26 protein-coding genes are annotated in these 23,400 nt (G+C 60.5%); 19 read left to right on the forward strand and 7 right to left on the reverse strand.

The annotated features are described in order from the left end of the window. Nucleotides 1–115 precede the first annotated feature (115 nt). The 5 genes from GUC32_RS04420 (at nucleotide 116) to GUC32_RS04440 (ending at nucleotide 3,090) form a co-directional block, all read left to right on the forward strand. A complete protein-coding gene (locus tag GUC32_RS04420; RefSeq protein WP_016928920.1) occupies nucleotides 116–997 on the forward strand; it encodes a pirin family protein in 882 nt (293 codons plus the stop codon). Between the two features lie 116 nt (nucleotides 998–1,113). After that, nucleotides 1,114–1,740 carry an isochorismate family cysteine hydrolase YcaC gene (ycaC, locus tag GUC32_RS04425; RefSeq protein ID WP_025301704.1) on the forward strand — a complete coding sequence of 209 codons (627 nt, stop codon included), beginning with the start codon at nucleotides 1,114–1,116 and terminating at the stop codon, nucleotides 1,738–1,740. A 154-nt stretch (nucleotides 1,741–1,894) separates the two neighbouring features. After that, nucleotides 1,895–2,224: a hypothetical protein gene (locus GUC32_RS04430; protein ID WP_025301705.1), complete on the forward strand. Its 330-nt coding sequence runs from the start codon at nucleotides 1,895–1,897 to the stop codon at nucleotides 2,222–2,224. Between the two features lie 75 nt (nucleotides 2,225–2,299). Next, the gene (locus tag GUC32_RS04435) at nucleotides 2,300–2,752 is read left to right on the forward strand and encodes a DUF393 domain-containing protein (RefSeq protein ID WP_025301706.1); all 453 of its coding nucleotides are present in this window, start codon (nucleotides 2,300–2,302) and stop codon (nucleotides 2,750–2,752) included. Nucleotides 2,753–2,838: 86 nt separating this feature from the next. Then, nucleotides 2,839–3,090, forward strand: coding sequence for a hypothetical protein (locus GUC32_RS04440; protein ID WP_025301707.1), 252 nt, complete (start codon nucleotides 2,839–2,841; stop codon nucleotides 3,088–3,090). Here the strand turns inward: GUC32_RS04440 and GUC32_RS04445 are convergent. The 3 genes from GUC32_RS04445 to GUC32_RS04455 all read right to left on the reverse strand — a co-directional run bounded on the left by GUC32_RS04445 (nucleotide 3,081) and on the right by GUC32_RS04455 (nucleotide 5,365). After that, nucleotides 3,081–3,629, reverse strand: coding sequence for a GNAT family N-acetyltransferase (locus GUC32_RS04445; RefSeq protein WP_025301708.1), 549 nt, complete (start codon nucleotides 3,627–3,629; stop codon nucleotides 3,081–3,083). The genes GUC32_RS04440 and GUC32_RS04445 overlap by 10 nt on opposite strands. Nucleotides 3,630–3,722: 93 nt before the next feature. Continuing rightward, a complete protein-coding gene (locus GUC32_RS04450) occupies nucleotides 3,723–4,454 on the reverse strand; it encodes a DUF2076 domain-containing protein (RefSeq protein WP_369435580.1) in 732 nt (243 codons plus the stop codon). A 107-nt stretch (nucleotides 4,455–4,561) separates the two neighbouring features. Further along, complete coding sequence (locus GUC32_RS04455; RefSeq protein ID WP_025301710.1) at nucleotides 4,562–5,365, reverse strand: helix-turn-helix transcriptional regulator; 804 nt, start codon at nucleotides 5,363–5,365, stop codon at nucleotides 4,562–4,564. Between the two features lie 118 nt (nucleotides 5,366–5,483). Here GUC32_RS04455 and GUC32_RS04460 point away from each other — a divergent pair, with 118 nt between their 5' ends. Then, complete coding sequence (locus GUC32_RS04460) at nucleotides 5,484–6,254, forward strand: class I SAM-dependent methyltransferase (RefSeq protein ID WP_193402555.1); 771 nt, start codon at nucleotides 5,484–5,486, stop codon at nucleotides 6,252–6,254. A 57-nt stretch (nucleotides 6,255–6,311) separates the two neighbouring features. Here the strand turns inward: GUC32_RS04460 and aqpZ are convergent, their stop codons facing one another. Further along, the gene (gene aqpZ, locus GUC32_RS04465; protein WP_025301712.1) at nucleotides 6,312–7,007 is read right to left on the reverse strand and encodes an aquaporin Z; all 696 of its coding nucleotides are present in this window, start codon (nucleotides 7,005–7,007) and stop codon (nucleotides 6,312–6,314) included. 425 nt (nucleotides 7,008–7,432) lie between these two features. On the opposite strand from aqpZ, the gene GUC32_RS04470 reads away from it, so the two are divergent. Then, complete coding sequence (locus GUC32_RS04470; protein WP_342094905.1) at nucleotides 7,433–8,794, forward strand: esterase-like activity of phytase family protein; 1,362 nt, start codon at nucleotides 7,433–7,435, stop codon at nucleotides 8,792–8,794. A 200-nt stretch (nucleotides 8,795–8,994) separates the two neighbouring features. On the opposite strand, the gene GUC32_RS04475 is transcribed toward GUC32_RS04470, so the two are convergent. Continuing rightward, nucleotides 8,995–10,170: a low temperature requirement protein A gene (locus GUC32_RS04475; RefSeq protein WP_043135588.1), complete on the reverse strand. Its 1,176-nt coding sequence runs from the start codon at nucleotides 10,168–10,170 to the stop codon at nucleotides 8,995–8,997. A 309-nt stretch (nucleotides 10,171–10,479) separates the two neighbouring features. On the opposite strand from GUC32_RS04475, the gene GUC32_RS04480 reads away from it, so the two are divergent. Together GUC32_RS04480 and GUC32_RS04485 are read left to right on the forward strand one after the other, a co-directional pair. After that, nucleotides 10,480–10,764 carry a YdgH/BhsA/McbA-like domain containing protein gene (locus GUC32_RS04480; RefSeq protein ID WP_004940519.1) on the forward strand — a complete coding sequence of 95 codons (285 nt, stop codon included), beginning with the start codon at nucleotides 10,480–10,482 and terminating at the stop codon, nucleotides 10,762–10,764. A gap of 240 nt (nucleotides 10,765–11,004) precedes the next feature. After that, nucleotides 11,005–11,562: a class I SAM-dependent methyltransferase gene (locus GUC32_RS04485; protein WP_025301715.1), complete on the forward strand. Its 558-nt coding sequence runs from the start codon at nucleotides 11,005–11,007 to the stop codon at nucleotides 11,560–11,562. Here GUC32_RS04485 and GUC32_RS04490 read toward each other — a convergent pair whose 3' ends face one another. Continuing rightward, nucleotides 11,563–12,024 carry a GNAT family N-acetyltransferase gene (locus GUC32_RS04490; RefSeq protein WP_049206225.1) on the reverse strand — a complete coding sequence of 154 codons (462 nt, stop codon included), beginning with the start codon at nucleotides 12,022–12,024 and terminating at the stop codon, nucleotides 11,563–11,565. Nucleotides 12,025–12,241: 217 nt separating this feature from the next. Between GUC32_RS04490 and GUC32_RS04495 the strand changes: the two genes are divergently transcribed. The 4 genes from GUC32_RS04495 to aroL all read left to right on the forward strand — a co-directional run bounded on the left by GUC32_RS04495 (nucleotide 12,242) and on the right by aroL (nucleotide 16,679). Then, on the forward strand, nucleotides 12,242–13,357 hold the full coding sequence (locus GUC32_RS04495) for an ABC transporter substrate-binding protein (protein ID WP_049206224.1): 1,116 nt from the start codon (nucleotides 12,242–12,244) through the stop codon (nucleotides 13,355–13,357). Continuing rightward, on the forward strand, nucleotides 13,350–15,473 hold the full coding sequence (locus GUC32_RS04500; RefSeq protein ID WP_369435581.1) for a TonB-dependent siderophore receptor: 2,124 nt from the start codon (nucleotides 13,350–13,352) through the stop codon (nucleotides 15,471–15,473). The genes GUC32_RS04495 and GUC32_RS04500 overlap by 8 nt, the downstream gene beginning before the upstream one ends. 53 nt (nucleotides 15,474–15,526) lie before the next feature. After that, nucleotides 15,527–16,045 carry a GNAT family N-acetyltransferase gene (locus GUC32_RS04505; RefSeq protein WP_049206222.1) on the forward strand — a complete coding sequence of 173 codons (519 nt, stop codon included), beginning with the start codon at nucleotides 15,527–15,529 and terminating at the stop codon, nucleotides 16,043–16,045. A 109-nt stretch (nucleotides 16,046–16,154) separates the two neighbouring features. Continuing rightward, the gene (gene aroL / locus GUC32_RS04510; RefSeq protein ID WP_025301720.1) at nucleotides 16,155–16,679 is read left to right on the forward strand and encodes a shikimate kinase AroL; all 525 of its coding nucleotides are present in this window, start codon (nucleotides 16,155–16,157) and stop codon (nucleotides 16,677–16,679) included. 39 nt (nucleotides 16,680–16,718) lie between these two features. On the opposite strand, the gene GUC32_RS04515 is transcribed toward aroL, so the two are convergent. Beyond that, entirely contained in the window at nucleotides 16,719–17,459 is a 741-nt protein-coding gene (locus GUC32_RS04515; RefSeq protein WP_142590770.1) for an AraC family transcriptional regulator, read from the reverse strand. 96 nt (nucleotides 17,460–17,555) lie between these two features. On the opposite strand from GUC32_RS04515, the gene GUC32_RS04520 reads away from it, so the two are divergent. The 6 genes from GUC32_RS04520 to GUC32_RS04545 all read left to right on the forward strand — a co-directional run bounded on the left by GUC32_RS04520 (nucleotide 17,556) and on the right by GUC32_RS04545 (nucleotide 23,387). Further along, a complete protein-coding gene (locus GUC32_RS04520) occupies nucleotides 17,556–17,960 on the forward strand; it encodes a nuclear transport factor 2 family protein (protein WP_060432538.1) in 405 nt (134 codons plus the stop codon). 47 nt (nucleotides 17,961–18,007) lie between these two features. Further along, nucleotides 18,008–18,208, forward strand: a complete 201-nt coding sequence (locus GUC32_RS04525) for a YaiA family protein (protein WP_004940491.1) — start codon at nucleotides 18,008–18,010, stop codon at nucleotides 18,206–18,208. A 146-nt stretch (nucleotides 18,209–18,354) separates the two neighbouring features. Further along, on the forward strand, nucleotides 18,355–18,855 hold the full coding sequence (locus GUC32_RS04530; RefSeq protein ID WP_025301723.1) for an RNA polymerase sigma factor: 501 nt from the start codon (nucleotides 18,355–18,357) through the stop codon (nucleotides 18,853–18,855). Between the two features lie 76 nt (nucleotides 18,856–18,931). Continuing rightward, nucleotides 18,932–19,885, forward strand: coding sequence for a FecR domain-containing protein (locus GUC32_RS04535; RefSeq protein ID WP_164063537.1), 954 nt, complete (start codon nucleotides 18,932–18,934; stop codon nucleotides 19,883–19,885). Nucleotides 19,886–20,042: 157 nt separating this feature from the next. Further along, on the forward strand, nucleotides 20,043–22,742 hold the full coding sequence (locus GUC32_RS04540) for a TonB-dependent receptor (RefSeq protein ID WP_164063539.1): 2,700 nt from the start codon (nucleotides 20,043–20,045) through the stop codon (nucleotides 22,740–22,742). 78 nt (nucleotides 22,743–22,820) lie between these two features. After that, the gene (locus GUC32_RS04545; RefSeq protein ID WP_033642038.1) at nucleotides 22,821–23,387 is read left to right on the forward strand and encodes a heme acquisition protein HasA; all 567 of its coding nucleotides are present in this window, start codon (nucleotides 22,821–22,823) and stop codon (nucleotides 23,385–23,387) included. The last annotated feature ends 13 nt before the right edge of the window (nucleotides 23,388–23,400 follow it).

The raw sequence follows: 23,400 nt of genomic DNA on the forward strand, positions 1-23,400 counted from the left end.
ATCGTTCTATCAGTAGAACGCTGAGTGTACATCTTGCCTACTACTGCAGCAAACCCCGGCGGATTAAACTTCTGACATCAACTTAAGGCCGTGAGGTCTGAAACGGGAGTTCAAGATGAAAAAAATCCTCGGTATTCACAACAGCCCGGAAGCACATTGGGTCGGTAACGGTTTCCTGGTGAATTCGCTGTTCTCTTATAACGATTTGGGGGCGGAAATGAGCCCGTTCTTGCTGCTGGATCACGCAGCGCCAACCAAATTCCGCTCCGCCTCCGGCACTCGTGGCGTGGGTCAGCACCCGCATCGCGGGTTTGAAACGGTGACCATCGTCTATCAGGGCGAAGTGGAACACCGCGACTCGACCGGCAGCGGTGGGGTGATTGGCCCCGGCGACGTCCAGTGGATGACCGCCGCCTCTGGCATTCTGCACGAAGAGTTCCATTCTCGGGACTTCTCGCGCAAGGGCGGCACCATGGAAATGGTGCAGCTGTGGGTTAACCTGCCGGCCAAGGACAAAATGGCCGAGCCGGGTTACCAGACGCTGCTGAACGCCGATATTCCGGTGGTTCCGCTGGCGGACGGCGCCGGGCAGGTGCGGGTGATTGCCGGTGACTTTGGCGGCCACGCCGGCCCGGCACGCACTTTCAGCCCGCTCAACGTGTGGGACATGAAGCTGAATGCCGGCCATACCACCACGCTGACGGTGAAAGAAGGCCATACGCTGGCGCTGGTGATGTTGCACGGTGCGATCCTGGTCAACGGCGAAGACGTGGTGCGCGAAACCCAAATGGTGCGTTTCGACCGGGCGGGGGATTCGATCACCATCGAAGCTAACAATGACGTCGCACTGCTGGTGCTGAGCGGCGAACCGATCGATGAGCCTATCGTCGGCTACGGCCCGTTCGTCATGAACAGCGACGCGGAAATCCAGCAGGCGTTCCGCGATTTCAACAGCGGTAAGTTCGGCAGCATGAACGCCGAAGCGAGCGCCGGTTGAACTTTGGCGCCTGGGGCGGGCCGTGTTCCCCGGCTCAGGCGCTACACTTAAACCTCAACGCCCCGCCGCCAGGCGGGGCGTTTCATCCGCAACATCAACCCCACAGGAGTAAAACCATGACTGCAAACTACAAGCGCCTCGACAAAGACCAGGCCGCCGTATTGCTGGTGGATCATCAGGCAGGGCTGCTTTCGCTGGTGCGTGATATCGATCCCGATCGGTTTAAAAACAACGTGCTGGCGCTGGGTGATTTAGCGAAATACTTCAACCTGCCGACCATTCTTACCACCAGTTTCGAAAACGGCCCCAACGGCCCGCTGGTGCCGGAACTGAAAGCCCAATTCCCCGATGCTCCCTTCATTCCTCGCCCTGGCCAGATCAACGCCTGGGACAACGACGACTTCGTCAAGGCAGTAAAAGCCACCGGCCGCAAGCAACTGATCATCGCCGGAGTAGTAACCGAAGTGTGCGTGGCATTCCCGGCGCTGTCGGCGCTCAATGAAGGTTTCGAGGTCTTTGTGGTGACCGACGCCTCCGGCACCTTCAATGAGTTGACGCGTCAGTCGGCCTGGAGCCGCATGGAGGCCGCCGGCGCGCAGTTGATGACCTGGTTCGGCGTCGCCTGCGAGCTGCACCGCGACTGGCGCAATGACATCGAAGGGCTGGGCGCGCTGTTCTCCAACCATATCCCGGACTACCGCAATCTGATGACCAGCTACAACACGCTGACGAACGGCAAGTAACGCGACGGCCCTTTACCCAACCTTTCGCCTTTCATCACGTTAGACGCGGGATGTAAGCAAAACGTAGCGGGGCGAAAAGATAGCGAAAAGCGGCTTTCTCATGGGCCGGGGGCGGGGTAGCGTAATCCCGAACCCGGCAAATGAGGCTAATTCAATGAAACAAGCAATCAAGATCCTGGCGCTGCCCTGCATGGGCATGGCGCTGTTGTTCAGCGCGAGCGCGATGTCGGCCCCCGAGGCGCCTGCGGCCAAAGCGTTGCCGCCTGTGGCGGATGAACCGATGCGCATGCCGCCTTTCCCGGGCGGGCACCCGCCCAAGCCGGGGTTCTGCCACGGCGGCGAGCTGTTCTGCGCCACCTCGGCCAGCGACAATCCGGTGGAAACCATCAACAAACTGACGGCGGTGATCCCGGCGGGCAGCGCCAAACATTACGAAGTTCGCGTCGCGGTGGTGGCGGTGCCTGACGCACCGCCCGCGCCTTAACACGCCCTGTCATCCCGCTCTGGCCTGGGCGCGCTAGGCGCGTTAGGCTAAGGCGAGCGTTTTTCGGGAGGCGGGATGACCCCTTTATCACATCTGCCTTATCTCCAGCCCGGCGATCGCGCGCTGTTGTTCGACGGCGAATGTAATCTGTGTCACGGGCTGGTGAGGTATCTTATTCGCGCCGATCGGCAGCGGCGCATTCTGTTGGCGACGGTGCAATCCGCCGAAGGGCAGGCGATCCTGCAGGCGCTGGGATTGCCTACCGATCGTTTCGATTCCGTGGTCTATGTTGAGCAGGGGCGCTGTTGGCTACGTTCGGCGGCGTTGTTTCAGGCGCTGCGTCAAGTGGGGTGGCCGTACCGCGTACTGGCGCTGGCGCGTTACCTGCCGCCGCGACTGGCGGACAAGGTCTATGATGCGGTCGCCGGCAATCGCTACCGGCTGTTTGGCCGCAACGACGGCACCGGCCTGCCGGGCACCGATCAGCCCGGGCGTTATCTGCCCCGGCGGCAGGAACCGCCGGCCTGAGCTTTACGCTTCTTTACCATCCAACCGCTTGAAATATCAACACTCCAGCTCCATATAATGGAGCGTTCAGCCAACAAGGAGCGCGTATGGGAATCAGTGAAGAAGAGCACATCCGCCGTTTGACCCAGGAGAAGAACGACATGGGCAATACGGCGAAATGGGTGGCGATCGTTTCCGCCGTGTACTTTGCCTTGATGGTGTTTTACGGCCACCCGACCGGCGTGTTGGCGATGTCGGGCGCGGTGTTTATCGTGTCTACCACCACCTGGTTGAAAAAGCGTCAGAAGGTCAAATCTTACCGCATGGCGTTGGCCAAAATCAGCGACGATCAACCCTGATAGTCGCCGCGCTTTAGCGTATACACCAGGCTCGGCGCTGCGCCGGGCACGTCATCCAGCGTATCCACCCGCCGTAAACCGACCTTTTCCAATACTCGCCACGAGGCCTGATTCTCCGCACGTACAATGGCGGAAATCTCCTCCAGCGCCAATCCGACAAAACCGTATTGCAGCGAAGCCCGCGCCATCTCGGTGGCCAATCCCATGCCCCAGACGCGAGTATCGAAGCGATAGCCGAGGTTCACGGTGCGCTGCGCCCCGAGCGCTTTCCGGGACAATCCGCCAAAGCCGATAATCCAATCCGGCCGTTCGCGCAGAGCGATCGCCCAGGAACCGTAACCGTGTTGTTGCCACCCGGCAATCCTCTCGTGCAGCGCCGATGCGGCCTGCGCTTCGCTGGTGAGTGGGCCGGCGGGATTGAAACGCTGCGTTTGCGGATCGCCAAAGATGGCGTAGAAACGTGCGAGGTCCGCCATTACCGGTGGGCGCATCTGCAGGCGTTCGCTGAAGAAAGGGGTGGCAGGATTAAAGCTTGTCATCGTTTCTCTCCGCTGGATAAATGAACAGTGTTCACTGTAGACCAGATTGGCGAAACGGGAAATCCCCTCTGCGGGTGAGAGGGGGAGAGGGCATTACAGGAAGGAGTCGTCGTCGTCGCTGTAATCGTCGTCGGCGTAGTCCGTGTCGTCCTGATAGTTGGCGTTCTGGAAGCCGTTGTCCTGGTTCAGGAAGCTGCCACCGTCGCCGTTGTTGAAGGTATCAAGGTTGTTGGAGGCGTCGAAATTGCGCATCGCGCTGTCGTCCAGCGGCGCCGGGGTTTCTTCGATAATATTCACGATTTCCTGCGGCTGCGAATGGCGGAACATGCCGGTCAGCATGTCGGCCAATACCACGCCGCCGGCGACGCCCGCCGCCGTTTGCAAGGCGCCGCCCAGGAAGCCGCCGGCACGTGAAGGCGCCGCCTGCTGCGGTTGGGCATAGGCCGGTTGCTGAGGCTGTTGCTGCGCGTTGTTCCAGGCCGCCGTATTTTGCTGCTGCGCCTGATACTGTTCGCGCGGGCTTGGCGTGCGGCTGCCGCCGCCAAACAGACCGGCCAGGAAACCGCCGCTGCTTTGCTGGCCGTGGGCGGTTTGCTGCAGCTGCGCGACCTGGGCTTCCAGATCTTTGACCCGCTGGTCCATCTGCTTGAGCGCTGCTTCCTGAATGATCATCGCCTGCGCCATGTAATAAGGGGCGGAAGGCTGCTCGCGAATATGCTGGTTGATTTGCTGCTCTGCCTGGAGATCCCGTGGGCCCGTCTTGGTCTCGGCGTCTTTCAGGCGGCCAAACAGACCATCGATAAGGCGTTGTTCTTCGGATTGCATAGGCGTACCTCGGGAGATAAATAACGTTGCTGGATGATGACTATCATCGGTAACAATCACCCTAGCGCGTTTACATGAACCAATAAATAAATGGTGGGTAAACCTGCCTATGAATTTGTTACCAATTGCGGCAGCGGGATCAGCATCACCAGCTTCAGACCGGCGTGCTCCGCCGGATGGAAGGTGAGTTGGCGATAGCGCAGTGCGCCTTGCTGAGGATGTTCGAACGCTCTTTCGCCGCCTTCGCGCGCCATCACGTCATGCTGCTTCCACCAGTGATTAAAGTCCGCGCTGTTGTGCGTCATGTTGCGCACGAAGGCGCGCATCTCTTCGGTATTTTGATGATGGCTGGTCTCGGCGCGAAACTCGGCCACCACGCGGCGAGCGCGTTCCTCCCAATCGCTGACCAGCGTTTTCGCCAACGGGTGGAAGAACATGAAGTGCAGCAGGTTGGGGCTGTTGGCCACATCCAGCCAGCCGCGGAACAGCGCCGCCGCCTGCGGGTTCCAGGCGACGACGTTCCAGGTCACGTCCAGTAGATAGCAGGGCACCGTCATCTGATGCACGCTCTGCAGCACCGCGTCGTTGGCGGTTTCGCGGTGCGCTTCCTGCTCGGGATCGGCGATGCGCGCCAGGGTAAACAGGTAGTGGCGTTCGGCCGGGCCGAGCCGCAGCGCTTTGGCGATGCGTGCCAGCGTATAGGGGGAAATAGACACCTCGCGGCCCTGTTCGATCCAGGTATACCAGGTGGCGCTGATGCCGCTGATTTGCGCCAGTTCTTCGCGGCGCAGGCCGCTGGTGCGGCGGCGCGAAGAGCTAGGCAGGCCGATCATTTCCGGCGTGATGCGTTCGCGGTGCGCGCGCAGAAATGCGCCGAGGGCTTTTGGCCCGGATAAGGCTTCTGATGACATAGCGTGGTACCTATTTATACCAGGATAACTGCTCATATTGTACCCGTATAGTAGCCTGATTATAGTAGCCGAAAAGCCTTCAGGCACAGGCGCAAGCCGGATAATAACAGGAGCAAACATGAGCAACAGCAACAGCCACAAAAACGCGGTAGACCGGCAGTTCGGCGAGCAGGCCAACGCCTACTTAACCAGCGCGGTACATGCGCAGGGCAAGGATTTGCAACGCCTCGCGCAGTTACTGGCGCCGCATGCCGACGCGCGTCTGCTCGATTTGGGCTGCGGCGCCGGGCATGCCAGCTTCACCGCGGCGGCCAGGGTGGCGCAGGTGGTGGCCTACGATCTGTCGGCGCAAATGCTGGCGGTGGTGAAGCTGGCGGCGGCGGAAAAAGGCCTGGGTAACATTCAGCTGCAGCAAGGCGTGGCGGAGTCTTTGCCGTTTGAGGACGCCAGCTTCGATCTGGTCATCAGCCGCTATTCGGCGCACCACTGGCACGATGTCGGCCAGGCGCTGCGTGAGGTCAGGCGGGTGCTCAAACCGGGCGGCAGAGCGATCTTTATGGACGTGGTCTCGCCGGGGCATCCGCTGCTGGATATCTACCTGCAAACCGTGGAAGTGCTGCGTGATACCTCGCATGTGCGCAACTATGCGCCAGGCGAGTGGCTGGCGTTATTGACCGAAGCCGGGCTGGTGGTGCGTGAGGTGACGTCGGATCGATTGATGCTGGAGTTCGACAGCTGGGTGGCGCGCATGCGCACCCCGGCGCATTTCGTCACCGCGATCCGCGCGCTGCAGCAAAGCGTGTCGCAAGAGGTGGCGGAGCATTTCGCGATTCAGCTGGATGGCTCCTTTACCAGCGATATCATGATGTTTGAAGTGACGAAGGGCTGAAAGCAACGGGGCAGCCGATGAAGGCTGCCCCGTGAAACGCGATCGACTGCGATACGCTTATTTTTTGTCTTCCAGCAGGCAGCGGTAGATCAGGCCGCCGATAATGCCGCCGACCAGCGGCACCAGCCAGAACACCCACAGCTGCTGCAGCGCCCAGGTGCCCTGGAAGATCGCTACGCCGGTGCTGCGCGCCGGGTTGACGGAGGTGTTGGTCACCGGGATGCTGATCAGGTGGATCAGCGTCAGCGTCAGGCCGATCGCCAGCGGGGCAAAGCCTGCCGGCGCGCGCTTGTCGGTTACGCCATGAATAACGATCAGGAAGAAGGCCGTCAGCACCAGCTCAATCACGATGGCTGATTGCAGAGAATAACCGCCCGGTGAGTGTTCGCCGTAACCGTTGGAGGCGAAACCGCCCGCGGTGGCGTCGAAACCGGCTTTGCCGCTGGCGATCAGATACAGCACCGCCGCTGCGGCGATACCGCCGATCACCTGTGCGATCACGTAAGGGATCACGTCTTTCGCCGCGAAACGGCCGCCGGCGAATAAGCCGACGGTGATCGCCGGGTTAAAGTGCCCGCCGGAAATATGGCCGACGGCATAGGCCATCGTCACCACGGTCAGACCGAAAGCGAGCGCGACGCCGAGGAAACCAATACCCAGTTGTGGGAATGCCGCTGCTAATACTGCGCTACCACAACCACCAAACACCAACCAAAATGTGCCAAAAAATTCAGCAAAAAGTCGCTTTGACATAGATTCCATCCTGCGGAATTGACTAACGGGCGTTAGCACTAAAAACTATAGAACAGCTTTTTCAGTTCATGCAGATATTCTATAGAATTTTCTTAATGCACCTTGAATAACGGCGGTATTAAATCCCTGGTATTTTATTTTGTCTATGAGAAAACACCGTTTTTCGCCGTGTTGACGCGCGTTTGCCGATTTTTTTATCTTTGTTATCAGAATTTACCCTAAGCAAAATGACGGGTTATTTCCGGGCGGTTTTTTCCAGCGGTTTTCTCCATTCAATACGCTCAGGTTAATTGCTAATTTCTATTTGCCAGCCAGCCTTATTGCCTGATGTGCATTTGACGAATTGCCTATTGTCATCTAAGTGTCATGCTAAATTAATATCGTCTTCTGCCTGACAACGCTTCATTTAACCTCGGGTAATAAATATGAAAATAAAATCGCTCTCCCTGCTGTTGGCTTCACTGTTTCCTGTATTGGCCCACGCTGCCGACATTGAGGTGGCGCGTTATGTGGTCGGCTTCCCCGGTGGGGAACGCGTCGCCTATCAGGGGGCGTTCGCCAAGCATTTCCCGCAGGGGTTGCCGGTGGGGATCGGCTCCGGGTTGATGTTCAACAAGAAGCAGGGCGACGATTTGGTGCTGACGACGCTGACCGATCGCGGCCCGAATGCCGATGCCCCGGCGGTAGGCAAGCAAGAGGCCAAGATTTTCGCCAATCCGCAATTCACGCCTCTGTTGATGGACATTCGTATCGGCGGCGGCAAGGCCGTGGCCGAGAATGCGCGGCCCTTGCATGACGAAAAAGGGCCGATTAGCGGGCTGCCGCTGCCGAGTGAGCTGATTGGTTCCACGAACGAAGTGGCGTTGAACGACGCGCTGCAACCGCTGTCCGGCGATCGCCGCGGGTTGGATACCGAAGGCATCATCGGTGACGGTAACGGCGGTTATTGGCTGTGCGATGAGTACGGCCCGTTTCTGATCCATGTCGACGGCAAAGGTAAAATCCTCGCCAAATATGGCCCAACGCCGCAGGCCGGCGAGCAGGCGGTGGTGAGCGGGTTACCGAACATCCTGAAGTGGCGCCAGCCTAACCGCGGTTTTGAGGGGCTGACCCGGATGCCGGATGGGCGCATTCTGGCGGCGGTGCAGAGCACGCTGGATGTCGACGGCAAAAGCAAAAACAAGGCGCAGTTTACCCGGCTGGTGAGCTTCGATCCGCGCAGTGGCAAAACCGCGATGTACGGCTATCCCATCGATATCGACAGCTATAAAAAAGCCAAAGACGCCAAAATTGGCGATGTCGTGGCGTTGGACAACCAGCGCATCCTGTTGATTGAACAGGGAACCGGTAAAGAAAAGACGATGATCAACAAGATCTATCTGGTGGATCTCGCGCAGGCCAGCGATCTGAGCGCGTTTGACGGCCAGGGTAAAGCGCTGGAGTTCGATGATGCGAAAGATCTGGCTAAACGCGGCGTGAAGCTGGCGCAGAAACGGGAAGTGGCGGATCTGCGTCAGTTGGGTTGGCGCCAGGAGAAAGCGGAAGGGTTGGCGCTGATCGACAATCGCACGCTGGCGGTGATCAATGACAACGATTTCGGCTTGCAGGCCAAGCTGGTGGATGCGTCGCCAAAGAGCAAGAAAATCGGTGACTATCAGCTGGAGAAAGGAGGGCGGCTGAGCCTCGAAGGCGACAAAACCGACGCCCGCATCGAATTGCGCCCTCTGGAGCAGCCGGAATCGCTGAGTGAGCTTTGGGTGCTCACCTTGCCGCAACCCTTGAAGTGACCGAGATAGGGGGGCGATAGCGCCCCCGTCAGACCGTTGACAAAGGAGGAAAAAACGTGGTTTTTCCTCCTTTGTGGCCATCAGCCGAAAATCAATAAATTGATTTTCCTTGTTTTTTATCCGCTGCTCTTTGCAAACCCGGCAATGGCATGAGGTTTGTCATCAATCTCACAGCGGGGGCGATAGCGCCCCCGTTTGTGTCAGGCTTCCGCATGCTGCTGCGGCGCTCTGCCGCGCGAGATGCTCTCCCACACCGCCACCATCACCATGATCAGCGTCGTCAGGCCATTGACCATCAGCAGATCGGTTAAATAGGCGATAGGGGCCAATACCGCCAGCGCCAGCAGCCCAACCAGGTGCGACAGCGGAAAACGGTGATACACCAGCCGTTTGTACAGCGCGTTGGCGAACAGGTAAATCGCCGGGCCGAGCAGCAGCACCGCCGCCGTGGCGTGTTGGATACGGCCGTCGGGATGGGCGATCACCAGCTCGTTGGCCACGGCGCAGACGATGATCGCCCCCACCAGCGCGACGTGCACATAATGGAAATAAGCGCCCAGTTGGCCGGGGTTTTCCGCCTGGCTGATGGCGTGGCTGCCGGCTTTGCTGCTGGTGTCGAAGTAAACCCACCACATCGCCAGGCTGCCGAGAAAGGCCACCAGCGAGGCGATGAGCACCGGCAGACTCCAGCTTTCCATCTCGCTCAGGGTGGCGCCGGTGATCAGAATGGTTTCTCCCAGCGCTACGATCACGAACAGCTGGCAACGTTCTGCCAGATGGTGGCCTTCGATGGTCCATTCGCTGCTGCTGTCCGAGCGCCCCAGGACCGGTAAACGGAAGCCGAACATCGGCGAGACGTATTCGCACAAGACGGCGATCGCCCACAGCGCCAGGCGGGCATTGCCTTCTGCCAGCCCACCGACGATCCAGAAGACGGCGGAGATGCACAGCCAACCGAGAATGCGGCGAAAGTTTTGTTTTAACGGATGATCGGGCGCCAGCAGGCGTAGCACCGTGACGGAGCGGCCAACCTGAATGGCGACGTAGAACAGCGCGAAGATCAGACCGCGTTCGCCAAACGCCTGTGGCAGCGCGGCGGCGGCGAACAGCCCTAGCAGCATGATCGCGAACAGCAGCAGGCGGATCTGACGGGTATCGGGATTGAACCAGTTGGTGACCCAGGCGGTGTATTGCCAGGCCAGCCAGACGGCGAACCACAGCAGCAGGGTTTCCAGCGCGCCGGTCAGCGTCAGGTGATGCAACAGATAGTGGGAAAGTTGGGTCACGGCGAAAACGTAGATCAGATCGAACAGCAGTTCGGAGAATGAGACCGACGCGCCCTGACCGTCACGCACGCGCAGCAGGTTTTGCGACATAAGCGTTCTTCCTTAAAAGGGTAAGCCACAAAATCAGCGTAGCTCAGCGCGCCTCGGCGGGTAAAAAATCTTAAATAGCGGCGGCGTGCGTTCTTTCTTTCGCCCTGTCTTTAATTGTTCATCAAATAGGGGTAAGGTGAACTCAATAAAGTCATTCCTGCCTGAAAATACACACTCGCACTCATATCCTCCTTATTCTCCTCACAATGATTGATGTTCTTTACGTTGCATGACGTCCGTTTTCATTGGCTAGCGGATAATTAACATCACTGACAACGAGCTAATAAACAAGAACACCTGGAGTCAATCATGAAACTTATCCCAAGCATCGCAGCCGTATTGATCGCCGCCGCTTCCTTCTCCACTTTCGCCGCGCCGCTGTCGTCGGTGAAACAGGTCAACAGCGAGCAGGCCGCCAATCTGCAAAGCATCGGCGTCGTGTCGGTTTCCGGCATTAGCGGCTCACCGCATGACGCCATCACCGCCCTGAAAGAAAAAGCCGCGGCGGACGGCGCCAGCCATTACCGCATTATCGGCCTGGACACCCCCGGGGACTCCAGTAACTGGCGCGGCAATGCGGAAATTTATCGCTAAGCGTTGATTGTTACTCTCTGGCCACGGCAACGTGGCCAATAAAATAAACGGTCGTAATAATTATCTGAACAGTCGGCGCATAAACGGCTTATTTTCAGGTCATTATTACGACCGTTTTTCTTTGTGCCGTCGTGGCTGAGGTCGCATTTTATTACAACTGTGTCTGCCGCTTTCGGAATCATGTTAATGATTACTTAAGAAATTCGGCTCACATTGGGGGCTTAACCCAAGGAGGCCTCAATGTTAAATGCGACCCGGCTGCAACTGATGAATCACTTCGCTTACCTGCAGCAATTTATGGCTTCACCGCGCACCGTCGGTACGCTGGCGCCTTCTTCCCCGTGGCTGTGCCAGGCGATGCTGAACCAGATTGAATGGACCCGTGCGCTGTCGATCGCGGAGCTGGGCGCGGCGGACGGCGTACTGACCAAACGCATCCTGGGGCGGATGCGCGCCGATGCGGCGCTGGAGGCTTTCGAAATTCAACCGCATTTCGTGCATCGGCTGCGGGGGATAGACGATCGGCGGCTGCAGGTGATGCCCCATTCGGCGACCCAAATGGCCACGGATTACGACGTGGTGTTTTCCTGCCTGCCGCTGCTGTCGATCCCGGTCAGGATCAGCGTGCGCATTCTTCAGCAGGCCCGGCAGCGGCTGCTGGCGCGCAACGGCACGCTGGTGCTGTTCCAATACAGCCACCTGTCGGAAAAATTGCTGTCCCGCTATTTTCACTGGAAGCGCCTGCGGGTGGTGCGCAACTTCCCGCCGGCGCTGGTGTATGTCTGTACGCCGCGTTAGCTACAGCGTTTTCGCCATTACTACCACTTCTTCGTCATGCTGCCGCCGGCGTTCCACGGGATGCCAACCCCAGCCGGCGTACAGCGCTTCCGATTTGTCGGTGATGAGATGCAAAACCGAGTGATGGCGTTGCCGCGCCGCCTCGACGATGGCCATCTCAAGACGGTGGGCGATGCCCTTGCGGCGGTGATCGGGATGCACGAAGACGCCGGCCAGCCATGGGGTGAGATCCTGGCGCTGATGATCGTCGCTGGGCCACAGGCTGGCCATGCCCACCGGACGATCGCCGTCGATCATCATCAGCGTCAGGTGATCGTCGCTTGGCCGGCTGCAGTGGGCGAAGCGCAACTGGGTGCGCTCCAGCGAACCGCCACGCTGTGAGCCCCATTGGCCGAAGGCCCAGGCGGCGCACACATCGGCAAACTGCGGGCAATCCGACAGCGGAATGATGCGTTGAGTCATGGAGGTCTCCCGGTTTTTAGCTGTTTCCCCGTTCTATTTAACCGATTTCCCCGCCATTTTTTTAACTTTTTAAAGCCGTTATTTTAGCGGTTTCGCCGTGTTTGCCGCGCGCCCGGCGCCGTTTCCCGGATTTCTTTTGGCAATCGCGGCGTGGGATTGCAAGTGTTAATGAGAGTGATTATCATGCGCACATTATTTCCCCCGTTTCGGCTCAATCATGCGCAATTCCCTCATTTTACTGCTGCTTTCTCTGTGGTTCGGCGTGTTCTCCGCCCAGGCGAAGACGGTGACCGATATCACCGGCCGTCAGGTTGTGGTGCCGGACAATCCGCAGCGCATCGTGGTGGGGGAGAGCCGCATGTTGTATACGCTGGCGCTGCTGGAGCCGGGCAACCCGGCGCAGCGCATCGTCGGCTGGCCGGCGGATCTGGCGCGTTTCGATGCGCAAAGCTGGCAACGCTATACGCAGAAGTTCCCGCAGATCGCCGCGATCCCCATTATCAGCGGCAATAATTTCCGCCAGGTCAACATCGAAAGCCTGCTGCAGCTGAAGCCGGATCTGGTGATCCTGGCGCGCTACGCGCGTGAAGACGGTAACAACGATCTGCTGGTTTCCGCGCTGAACAAGGCCGGTGTGGCGGTGATCTACGTCGATCTGCGTATCGATCTGCTGAACAACACCGTGCCGAGTGTGCGGCTGCTGGGCGAAGTGCTCAATCGCCAGCAGCGCGCCGAGCAGTTCATCGCGTTTTATCAGCAGCATATGGCGGTGGTTCAGCAACGGCTGGCGGGCTATCAGGGGGCGAAGCCCAAAGTGATGCTGCACCTGCATCTGGGGCGGCGCGATACCTGTTGCACCACCGCCGCACACGGCAACCTTGGCGATCTGCTGACCTTCGCCGGCGGCGACAACATCGCCAACGCCAGCGTCAAAGGGGTGTATGGCGAACTGAACCCGGAAACCATTCTGAGCGCCAATCCTGATGTGTACCTCGCCACCGGCATGGCCGGCCCGCAGGGCAAACGGCTGTCCGATCTGCGCCTCGGGCCGCAGGTCAGCCCACAGGAGGCCGCCGACAGCTTCCGCCGGCTGATCGCCAAACAGCCGATGCTGACCAACCTGCAGGCGGTGAAAAACCACCGTGCCTGGAGCGTCTGGCACAACTTTTACCTCAGCCCGTACCACGTGGTGCTGGTCGAGATGTTCGCCAAAGCGTTTTACCCGGATCTGTTCGCCGACATCAACCCGCAGCAGACCTTCCAACAGCTGTATCAGCAGTTTTTACCGTTACCTTTTTCAGGGACCTATTGGAGTCAGTTAGATAATGAATAACAACAAGCGCGGCTGGTGGTGCGCATTGCCTTTGGCGGCCTGCGCAACATTGCCGACGTGGGCGGCGGAAAAAGTCGCGTCGAAAGAAGAAAGCCTGACGGTGATTGGCCGCAAAGACGCCGACGGTGTGCAGAGCTATCAGCCGTTGACCAGCGTCACCGGCACCCGCAGCGAAACCAACCTGTTGAATGTGCCGCAGGCGATCGACGTGGTGCCGCAGCAGGTGATTACCGATCAGGCGGTCAGCAGCCTGGACGAAGCGCTGTACAACGTCAGCGGCATTACCCAGGCCAACACGCTGGGCGGCACTCAGGACGCGGTCATGAAACGCGGCTTTGGCGACAACCGCGACGGCTCTATTCTGCGCGATGGCGTGCGCTCGGTGCAGGCGCGCAACTTTACGCCGACCACCGAGCGGGTGGAGGTGCTCAAGGGGCCGGCCTCGATGCTGTATGGCATGGGCGAGCCGGGCGGGATGATCAATATGATCACCAAAAAGCCCCAGCTGCAGCAACATACCCACGTGGAAGGCTGGGGCAGCAGCTTCAACGGCGGCGGCGGCCAGCTCGACGTTACCGGGCCGCTCGGCACGTCGGGATTCGCCTATCGCATGATCGTCGATCACGATGAAACCGACTACTGGCGCAACTTTGGCCGCAACCGCCAGACGGTGATCGCGCCCTCGCTGATGTGGTACGGCGAGAACACCACCGTGCGCTTGGCCTACGAGCATATGGAATATCTGGTGCCGTTCGATCGCGGCACCATTATCGATTCGCGCACCGGCAAACCGGTGAATACGCCGCGCGATCGCCGTTTCGACGAAGCCTATAATGCTACCCGCGGCGATCAGGACAGCATTACCCTGCAGATCGATCAAACGCTCAACGAGCGCTGGAAAAGCTCGCTGACCTACGCCTACAGCCGCAACAGCTACAGTGACAACCAGGCGCGCGCCACGGCGCTGAACCCGGTGACCGGCGTGTTGAGCCGCCAGGCCGACTCGACCGCCAACGCCGTCAGCCACGCCAACGCGGTGCAGCTGACGCTCAATGGCGACGTGGACTGGGGCAGCATCAACCACCAGATGCTGTTCGGCTTTGATTTTGAAGATAACCGTACCTACCGCGGCGATATGATCCGCGGTAAAAAGAACAGCGATTTCAATATCTATCATCCGGTATACGGCCTGATGCCGCCGTCGACCGCGGTCAGCGCCAAAGACAGCGACCAGCGGGAAAACCTCACCAGCTACGGTTGGTTTATGCAGGATTCTATCCAATTGACTGATAAATGGCTGGTGATGGGTGGGCTGCGTTACGACGCTTTCGACGTCTATGCCGGCAAGGGGCGGCCGTTCCAGACCAACACCGACAGCTCGGACGGCAAGCTGGTGCCGCGCGCCGGGGTGGTCTACAAGCTGACGCCTTACGTGTCGCTGTACAGCAGCTATACCGAGTCGTTCAAGCCGAACTCTTCCATCGCCACCCAAATTGATTCGCTGCCGCCGGAGCAGGGCAAGTCGTGGGAAGTCGGCGGCAAGCTGGCGTTGCCGAACGGCGTTACCGGCACGCTGGCGCTGTTCGACATCACCAAGCGTAACGTCATGGTCAATGAGCTGGTGGAGGGCGAAACCGTGACGCGCACCGCCGGGCGCGTGCGTTCGCAGGGCGTGGAGCTGGACGTGGCCGGCAATCTCACCGACTCGCTGAGCCTGATCGGTTCCTATGCGTATACCGACGCCCGCGTGGTGGACGATCCGGACAACAAGGGGAAAGAGATGACCAACGTGGCGCGCCATACCGCCTCGCTGTTTCTGACCCAGAACCTCGGCAGCCTGGGCCTGTACAGCGGAGATGAGGTGCGTATCGGCGCCGGCGCGCGCTACGTGGGCCGGCGCCCGGGCGACGCCGCCAACAGCTTCTACCTGGATAACTACACCGTTGCCGATGCGTTCGCCGCTTACACCATGCCGATCAACGGCTATCGGGTGAAATGGCAGCTGAACGTGAAGAACCTGTTCGATAAAACCTACTATCCGTCCAGCGGTGGCAATCTGCGCGTGGCGGTGGGAGAGCCGCGTGAGGTGGTGCTGCGCGGCAGTATCGATATCTGAGCCACGGGCGGTGGAATTTGTTTAAATAACCGCCCCAACGTTAAGGAGAACTCATGAGCCTGCAGATCCGTTTGGCGCAGCAGCGAGATATCGCGCATCTGATGGCGGTTGAACGTTCGGCGGCGCAGCTGTTTCGCCAGCAGCCGGAATGGCGCTTTATCGCCGAAGGCGAGGTGATGGCCCCGAAACAGCACGCCGCGTTTATCGCCGAGCGCCGTGAATGGCTGGCGGAAAGCGACAACGGTGAGTGCGCCGGTTTTATCGCCGTGTTGGCTCAGGGGGAAGACTGGCATGTCGCCGAATTATCGGTCGCCGCTGCCTGGCAACGGCAGGGCGTCGGCCGCCGCCTGATCGGCGCGGTGGTGGAAGAAGCCAAACGGCAGGGCGCCACTCGCCTGACGCTCACCACCTTCATTGATGTGCCGTGGAATGCGCCCTACTACCGGCGGCTGGGATTCCGGCCGCTCGACGACGCGCGGCTCACGGTCGCCCTGCGGCGGCACCTGGATGAGGATCTGGCGCACGGCTTTGCCGTCGGCAGTCGCTGTGCCATGGAATTTACACTATCGTAAATATTGAAATACAGAGCGGGCAGGGTATGATGCAGCCACCACGCCATCGCACCCGCTCGGTATTTTGGTATGCAATGCACTCAAGTCACCGCATAAGGGACAACCCGTAATGACACAAACCCTGTTCATGATAGGCGCTCGCGGAGCCGGCAAGACCACGGTAGGCAGCGCATTGGCGCTGGCGTTGGGCTATCAGTTTGTCGATACCGATCTGTTTATGCAGCAAGCGGTACAGATGAGCGTGGCGGAAATGGTCGAGCGCGAGGGCTGGCTGGGGTTCCGTCGCCGCGAAACCATCGCGTTGCAAACCGTGACCAAACCGTCAACTGTAGTTGCCACCGGTGGCGGCGCGATCCTGGCGGAAGAGAACCGTCAGTTTATGCGCCAGCATGGCACCGTTATCTATCTGCGCGCGCCGGCCAGCGTGTTGGCGCAGCGGTTGGAAGAGTACCCGGAAGATGCGCAGCGCCCGACGCTCACCGGCAGGCCGATCGCCGAAGAGATGCTCGAGGTGCTGGCGGCGCGTGAAGCGCTGTATCAGGACGCCGCGCATTACGTGATGGACGGCGCCGCCGATCCGCAGCGGGTGGTGGAGCAAATCCTCGCGGTGCTGCCGCGTGAGACGGTGAAATAACCCTTTCTTCTCTTCGGGCGCTGGGTGCCCGTTTTCCTATTACGTTTGCCGAGCGGCCGCAAAGTACGCCCCGGGCGTGACGCCGAAGCGGCGGCGAAAGGCGGCGATGTAGGCGCTGACGTTGTCGTAGCCACAGGTGTCGGCCACTTCGGCGACCGCTGCGCCGCGTGATAATCCCTCCAGTGAACGCAATACCCGCGCCTGCTGGCGCCACAGCGCGAAGCTGATGCCGGTTTCCTGCACAAAGCGGCGGCTCAGGGTGCGCGGGCTGAGCCCGGCCCAGTCGGCCCAGTCGCGCTGGCTGCGCAGGCTGGCGGGATCGTTCAGCAGCGCCCGGGCGATGTTCAGCAACCGGGCGTCCTGCGGCAGCGGCAATTGCAACGGCGCGTGGCTTGCCGTATGCATTTCATCCAGCAGCACCTGCAGCAGCCGCCGTTGCGGCGCACTCAGTGGGCCGGCGGGGAACTGCGCGATACGCTCCACCAGGGCCTGCAACAGCGCAGAGGCCGTGAACAGCTGCGGCTGCGGCGGCATCTCCGGCACGCTTTCCCCCGGTAGATACAGACTCCAGCCCGCCACGTCGCCGCAGGCCAGCGCCTGATGGGCGCATCCCGGCGGCAGCCAGCCCAGCGTACCGCCGGTGATCGCCCATTGCCGGCCCGGGAGTTCCATTGCCAGCATGCCACGCGTCAAGAGATAGATCTGGCCGCCTTCGTGCCGGTGCCAGGGCGTCAGGTGCTTTTTTTCATGCTGAAGGCGTTGGCTGCGGATCTGCGTCATGTTGGCCGTTTAACGTTATTGAAAGTCTTGATGTGGTTATTATGCCATCGCCTGGCCGGGATAGGATCGCCGTTCACCCTATTTCGGAGAAACGTGATGACTCAAGTTACCCCACTGAACCTGGTGCTCGATACGCTGCAGCAGGTCGTCGCCAGCCCGGAGCATCGGCCGACGCAGCTCGCTGCCCGTTTCAGCGCAGACTACCGCCAGCAGGTGGATGGCAAGGTGCTGAACTTCGCGCAGTTTGAGCAACATATGGCGCTGCTGAAACGGCAAACCCGCCGCATGACGCTGAGCGTGATCGCGGCGGCGGAGCAGGGCGAGGCAGTGCTGACCCACCATCTGGTCGAGGTGGAAAAGCGCGACGGTACCCGCAGCCGCGTGCGGGTGCTGGCGCACTTCACCGTGCGTGAAGGTCGCATTTGCGCCTGCGACGAACTGACCGAGCTGTTGGCGGGCGCCCCCGGCGATCGCGATCTTGGCTCGCGCGTGCCGGAATGAGGGCGGCTGCTATACTTGCTACTGTGTGAAACACACGGGAGAACGGCATGCGCGAAAATGATCAACCTGCTTATCCACGGAGCGCCCGCGTCGTTGAGGTGTTTCGGGGCGACCCGAACCTGCATCTGCGCCGTTTTGAAGTGCGCACCGACGACATTGAGCCGAATACGCTGCTCAGTGAACATGAAACCGAGCAGGAAGCGCTCGACGCCAAGCACCGCTATGAAGACGAGGCGCTAGAGCTCTGACCTGCTGCACAGCGGAAACCGGCGCCAGGCCGGTTTCCTGTTTATCCCCCCGCGTTAGCATATATTTCCCAGAACAATATTGATAATGATAATCATTTATGTGATTTTTATCGCCCCTATTGGGTGTTTCACTTCTGGGAAAAGAGATGTCCAATTCCGAGTTGCAGGCGCTGTTTCTGCGCCATATGCGGCCGCTGCAAGCCTATTTGAACGCCAAACTGCGCGACCCTCAGCTGGCCGCGGATTTGGCGCAGGAAAGTTTTACCCGCCTTACCGAGCAATATCCGCAGGGTAACATTCTCGATATCGAAGCCTACCTGTACAAAACCGCCAAAAACCTGATGCTCGACCATCTGCGGCAGCAGCAGCGGCGGCAGACCGAAGCGGTCGAAGACGACATTCTGGCGCAGTATCCCTCCGGTGAACCGGCGCTTGAACAACGGGCGATCGATAGCCAATTGCTGCAGCTGTTGCAGCAGGCGCTAGCGGACATGCCGCCGCGCACGCAGCAAATTTTCCGCCTTAACCGGCTCGATGGCCTGACCCAGGCGCAGGTGGCGGCGCAGCTGGGCGTGTCGCTCAGTACGGTGGAAAAACACCTGGCCAGCGCGCTCGAGCGGCTGATGGCGCGGATGGAAGAACAATAATGGCAATTTTTTTACGGGTTTATCCGCGCTCAGACGTCTTAACCTATAACCAGAAAAAACAGAGGTCTATGCCATTATGAAACCGCTAACCGCACAGGCGCGACAGCAGGCGGCCGCCTGGGCCGTGAGTCTGGCCGAAGGGGCGCTGCCGGCCGATCGGCGGCGAGCGTTGGACGCCTGGCTGGCCGCCGATCCGCAGCATCCGGCGGCGCTGCGTCAGGCTCGCCTGCTGTGGACGACGCTTGGGCAACTGCCGCCTGAGCAGCGGCAGGCGTTACAACCGCAGGTGGCGGCGCTGAAAACGCCCTCTCGCCATCGATGGCCCCGCTGGGCGGTGGCAGCGGTGGTGGCGCTCGCCGTTTCGTTCGGCGTTTATCGCGGGCCGGATCTGTGGATCGGCCTGCAGGCCGATTATCAAACCGTTCGCGGTGAGGTGCGCGAAGTTGCTTTGCCGGACGGCAGCCGGGTGGCGCTGGACAGCGGCAGCGCGATCGCGCTGGCGTATTCCGCAGATGAGCGCAAGGTGCGGCTGCTGAGCGGCGCCGCCTATTTTATCGTCGCGCCGTTGGGCGGGGCGGAAAGCCGTCCGTTCAGGGTGGAAGCGAAAAACGGCGTCACCCAGGCGCTGGGCACCGAGTTCAGCGTGGCGCGCACTGAACAGGGCGTGGACGTCAGCGTGCATCAGCACAGCGTGCGGGTGACGCTTGAGCGCGGCGAGCGCTCGCTGGTGGTCGCGCAACGCCAGGCGGCGCATTACCGCAACGGGCAGCTGCAGCTGACGCGGCAAACGGCCGGTGATGACGCTTGGCGACGCGGCTGGCTGGTGATCGACCGCCAACCGCTGACGCAGGCGCTCGTGCAGCTCAATCGCTATCGCGAAACCCGCATCGTGGCGGTCAATCCCGCGCTAAGAGCGCGCACGGTGAGCGGCGTGTTCGCGCTCAATAAACTCGACGACGGCGTCGGCGCCATTCGTCAGGAACTCTCCGCCCGCCAACTGAATCTCCCCGGCATCACATTGCTTTACTGAGCGGCTAAAGGCGGGCCGGGATGCCCGCTTCGCCGCTATTTTCACTTTCTGTAAAAAATCTTTACGGGTTTTTGCCTCCCGGAACGTCCTTATGTTTAAACGAGATTGATTTCCATTATCACTTAGTTTGGCATTCTTTCGGGTGGAACACACACGCATGTTTATTCACAAGGGAACCACGCCGGCCGGCCGATTGGCCACGGCGGTACGCGCCGCGCTGGCGGCGATGATGCTGACTCAGCCGGCGGTAGCGCTCGCCGCCCAGGCTGATGCGAGCAGCGCGCAGGCCGCACAGCAAAAGAATTTCAACATTGCGGCGCAACCGCTGCAGAGCGCCATGTTGCGCTTCGCCGAGCAGGCCGATATGCAGGTATTTTTCGACGAGGTGAAGCTCGACGGCATGCAGGCGGCGGCGCTGAACGGCAGCATGAGCGTTGAACAGGGCCTGCGGCGCTTGATTGGCGACAATCCGGTGGCTTTCCGCCTGCAGCCGCAGGGGCAGATCGTATTGAGCCGGTTGCCAGCGGCAAACGGCGACGGTGGCGCGCTGGCGCTGGACAGCCTGACGGTGCTGGGCGCCGGCGGCATCAACGCCAACGATTGGGTTTACGACGAACCGCGCTCGGTCAGCGTCATCAGCCGCGAACAGATGGATAACCGCCCGGCGCGGCACGCGGCCGATATTCTGGAGCAGACTACGGGAGCCTATTCCAGCGTCAGCCAGCAAGATCCGGCGCTGTCGGTCAACATCCGCGGCATACAAGACTATGGCCGGGTGAACATGAACATCGACGGCATGCGGCAGAATTTTCAAAAGAGCGGCCATGGCCAGCGTAATGGCACCATGTACATCGATTCCGAACTGCTGTCCGGCGTGACCATCGACAAGGGCACCACCGGCGGCATGGGCAGCGCCGGCACGCTCGGCGGCATCGCCACCTTCAATACCGTCAGCGCGAGCGATTTCCTGGCGCCGGGCAAAGAGCTGGGCGGCAAGCTGCACGCCAGCACCGGCGATAACGGCACCCACTTCATCGGCAGCGGCATACTGGCATTGGGCAACGAAACCGGCGATATCCTGCTGGCCGCCAGCGAACGCCACCTCGGCGACTATTGGCCCGGCAACAAGGGCGATATCGGTAACATTCGTATCAATAATGACACCGGCAATTACGATCGCTACGCCGAGAGCATCAAGAACAACAAAATCCCCGACACAAATTACCGCATGCACTCGCGGCTGGCCAAGGTGGGCTGGAATCTGCCCGCCAATCAGCGCCTGCAGCTGAGCTATCTGCAGACCCAGACTGCGTCGCCGATCGCCGGCACGCTGACCAACCTGGGCACTCGCCCACCCTATGAACTGGGCTGGAAGCGCACCGGTTACAGCGACGTGATGGCGCGCAACGCGGCGTTTGATTACAGCCTGGCGCCGGAAGGCGTCGACTGGCTCGATTTTCAGGCCAAGCTGTATTACGTCGATACTCAGGACGACAGCGACACCTACAGCACCAGCTCGCTGCTGGACAACGGCTACGCGACGCGTACCCGGCTGCGTACCTATGGCGCGCAGGCGCAAAACACCTCGCGCTTCAGCCTGGCGCCGGGGCATGACTTCCGCGCCAACTACGGGCTGGAGTTCTATTACGACAAGGCGACCAGCGACTCTTCTCGTCAGGGCATGGAAGGGGTGACGCCGGCCGGCAACCGTTCGGTCGCCAGCCTGTTCGCCAACCTGACCTACGACTACGACGGCTGGCTGACGTTGGAGGGCGGGCTGCGTTACGACCGCTATCGCCTGCGCGGCCAGACCGGCCTGAGCTATCCGGATTTGGCCAAGGATGGGCAACGCTACACGATTGACAATCCTTGCAAAGCGCTGCGTCTGACCGGTTGTTCAACCACCACCCGCGAAGATTGGGCGGTTGACCGCGATCAGGGCAAGCTGTCGCCGACGCTGGCGGTGGCGGTGCGTCCCGGCGTGGAGTGGCTGGAGCTGTATTCCACCTACGGCAAATCCTGGCGGCCGCCGGCGATCACCGAAACGCTGACCAACGGCAGTGCGCACGGCTCCTCCACGCAATACCCCAACCCGTTTCTGCAGGCCGAGCGCTCGCGCGCCTGGGAAGTCGGGTTCAACGTGCAGCAGCCGGATCTGTGGTTTGAGGGCGATCGGCTGGTGGCCAAGGTGGCCTACTTCGACACCAAAGTGGATAACTACATCAACCTGGCGATAGACCGCAATAAACCGGGGCTGGTGCAGCCGAGCATCGGCAATGCCGCTTACGTCAACAACCTGTCGAAAACCCGCTTCCGCGGGCTGGAGTACCAGCTCAACTATGACGCCGGGGTGTTCTACGCCGACCTGACCTACACCCACATGATCGGCAAAAACGAGTTCTGCTCGAACAAGGCCTGGTTGGGAGGGCGTCTGCGCTATGGCGACGGATCGCGCCGCGGCAACTTCTATGTTGAACCGGATGCCGCGTCCAATGATGCCGTCACGTGCGACGGGGGTTCGCAGTTCGGCACGGCAGCCTATCTGCCGGGCGATCGCGGCTCGGTCACGCTGGGCGGCCGCGCTTTCGATCGCAAGCTGGACGCCGGGGTGACCGTGCGCTTCGCGCCGGGCTATCAGGACAGTTCGGTGCCGTCCAACTACCCGTACCTGGCCGACTGGCCGAAGTACACCCTGTTCGATCTGTATGCCAGCTACAAGCTGACCGACAGCCTGACGCTGCGCGGCTCGGTGGAGAACCTGACCAACCGCGCCTACGTCGTCAGCTACGGCGAGACGCTGGCCAACACGCTGGGGCGCGGCCGCACCGTGCAGGGCGGGGTGGAATACCGTTTTTAAGCAGTAAAAGGGCGTTGCTCATTCTTGAGCACAAGGGCGGCCTCGCAAGGGGCGCCATTCATCAATGGAGATAGAGAAATGGCATTTTCAGTCAACTATGACAGCAGCTTCGGCAGCTACAGCATCCATAACTATCTGAACGAGTGGGCGTCGTCATTTGGCGATATCAACCACACCAACGGTAACGTCACCGACTCCAACAGCGGCGGCTTCTATGGCGGCAGCCTGTCCGGCAGCCAATACGCCGTGACCAGCACCGCCAACAACGTTACCTCGTTCGTGGCGGGCGGCAACCTGACCTACACCTTGTTCAATGCCCCGGCGCACACCCTGTACGGCCAGCTGGATTCGCTGTCGTTCGGCGACGGCCTGAACGGCGGCGGCTCCACGCCGTACAACATCCAGGTGCCTGACGTCAGCTTCGGCGGCCTGAACCTCAGCAGCCTGCAGGCGCAGGGCCACGATGGCGTGGTGCACCAGGTAGTGTACGGCCTGATGTCCGGCGATACCGGCGCGCTGGAAACCGCGCTGAACGGCATCCTCGACGACTACGGCCTGAGCGTCAATTCCACCTTCGATCAGGTGGCGGCGGCGACGGCGGTGGGCGTGCAGCACGCCGACAGCCCGGAACTGCTGGCGGCCTGATCGCGGCCGTTTG

This window comes from Serratia sp. NGAS9, assembly GCF_009905295.1.
GTDB lineage: Bacteria > Pseudomonadota > Gammaproteobacteria > Enterobacterales > Enterobacteriaceae > Serratia > Serratia bockelmannii.

Coding starts and splice junctions, on each gene's coding strand:
- GUC32_RS04420 (WP_016928920.1), top strand. CDS start 116: ATGAAAAAAATCCTCGGTATTCACAACAGCCCGGAAGCACATTGGGTC.
- ycaC (WP_025301704.1), top strand. CDS start 1,114: ATGACTGCAAACTACAAGCGCCTCGACAAAGACCAGGCCGCCGTATTG.
- GUC32_RS04430 (WP_025301705.1), top strand. CDS start 1,895: ATGAAACAAGCAATCAAGATCCTGGCGCTGCCCTGCATGGGCATGGCG.
- GUC32_RS04435 (WP_025301706.1), top strand. CDS start 2,300: ATGACCCCTTTATCACATCTGCCTTATCTCCAGCCCGGCGATCGCGCG.
- GUC32_RS04440 (WP_025301707.1), top strand. CDS start 2,839: ATGGGAATCAGTGAAGAAGAGCACATCCGCCGTTTGACCCAGGAGAAG.
- GUC32_RS04445 (WP_025301708.1), bottom strand. CDS start 3,629: ATGACAAGCTTTAATCCTGCCACCCCTTTCTTCAGCGAACGCCTGCAG.
- GUC32_RS04450 (WP_369435580.1), bottom strand. CDS start 4,454: ATGCAATCCGAAGAACAACGCCTTATCGATGGTCTGTTTGGCCGCCTG.
- GUC32_RS04455 (WP_025301710.1), bottom strand. CDS start 5,365: ATGTCATCAGAAGCCTTATCCGGGCCAAAAGCCCTCGGCGCATTTCTG.
- GUC32_RS04460 (WP_193402555.1), top strand. CDS start 5,484: ATGAGCAACAGCAACAGCCACAAAAACGCGGTAGACCGGCAGTTCGGC.
- aqpZ (WP_025301712.1), bottom strand. CDS start 7,007: ATGTCAAAGCGACTTTTTGCTGAATTTTTTGGCACATTTTGGTTGGTG.
- GUC32_RS04470 (WP_342094905.1), top strand. CDS start 7,433: ATGAAAATAAAATCGCTCTCCCTGCTGTTGGCTTCACTGTTTCCTGTA.
- GUC32_RS04475 (WP_043135588.1), bottom strand. CDS start 10,170: ATGTCGCAAAACCTGCTGCGCGTGCGTGACGGTCAGGGCGCGTCGGTC.
- GUC32_RS04480 (WP_004940519.1), top strand. CDS start 10,480: ATGAAACTTATCCCAAGCATCGCAGCCGTATTGATCGCCGCCGCTTCC.
- GUC32_RS04485 (WP_025301715.1), top strand. CDS start 11,005: ATGTTAAATGCGACCCGGCTGCAACTGATGAATCACTTCGCTTACCTG.
- GUC32_RS04490 (WP_049206225.1), bottom strand. CDS start 12,024: ATGACTCAACGCATCATTCCGCTGTCGGATTGCCCGCAGTTTGCCGAT.
- GUC32_RS04495 (WP_049206224.1), top strand. CDS start 12,242: ATGCGCAATTCCCTCATTTTACTGCTGCTTTCTCTGTGGTTCGGCGTG.
- GUC32_RS04500 (WP_369435581.1), top strand. CDS start 13,350: ATGAATAACAACAAGCGCGGCTGGTGGTGCGCATTGCCTTTGGCGGCC.
- GUC32_RS04505 (WP_049206222.1), top strand. CDS start 15,527: ATGAGCCTGCAGATCCGTTTGGCGCAGCAGCGAGATATCGCGCATCTG.
- aroL (WP_025301720.1), top strand. CDS start 16,155: ATGACACAAACCCTGTTCATGATAGGCGCTCGCGGAGCCGGCAAGACC.
- GUC32_RS04515 (WP_142590770.1), bottom strand. CDS start 17,459: ATGACGCAGATCCGCAGCCAACGCCTTCAGCATGAAAAAAAGCACCTG.
- GUC32_RS04520 (WP_060432538.1), top strand. CDS start 17,556: ATGACTCAAGTTACCCCACTGAACCTGGTGCTCGATACGCTGCAGCAG.
- GUC32_RS04525 (WP_004940491.1), top strand. CDS start 18,008: ATGCGCGAAAATGATCAACCTGCTTATCCACGGAGCGCCCGCGTCGTT.
- GUC32_RS04530 (WP_025301723.1), top strand. CDS start 18,355: ATGTCCAATTCCGAGTTGCAGGCGCTGTTTCTGCGCCATATGCGGCCG.
- GUC32_RS04535 (WP_164063537.1), top strand. CDS start 18,932: ATGAAACCGCTAACCGCACAGGCGCGACAGCAGGCGGCCGCCTGGGCC.
- GUC32_RS04540 (WP_164063539.1), top strand. CDS start 20,043: ATGTTTATTCACAAGGGAACCACGCCGGCCGGCCGATTGGCCACGGCG.
- GUC32_RS04545 (WP_033642038.1), top strand. CDS start 22,821: ATGGCATTTTCAGTCAACTATGACAGCAGCTTCGGCAGCTACAGCATC.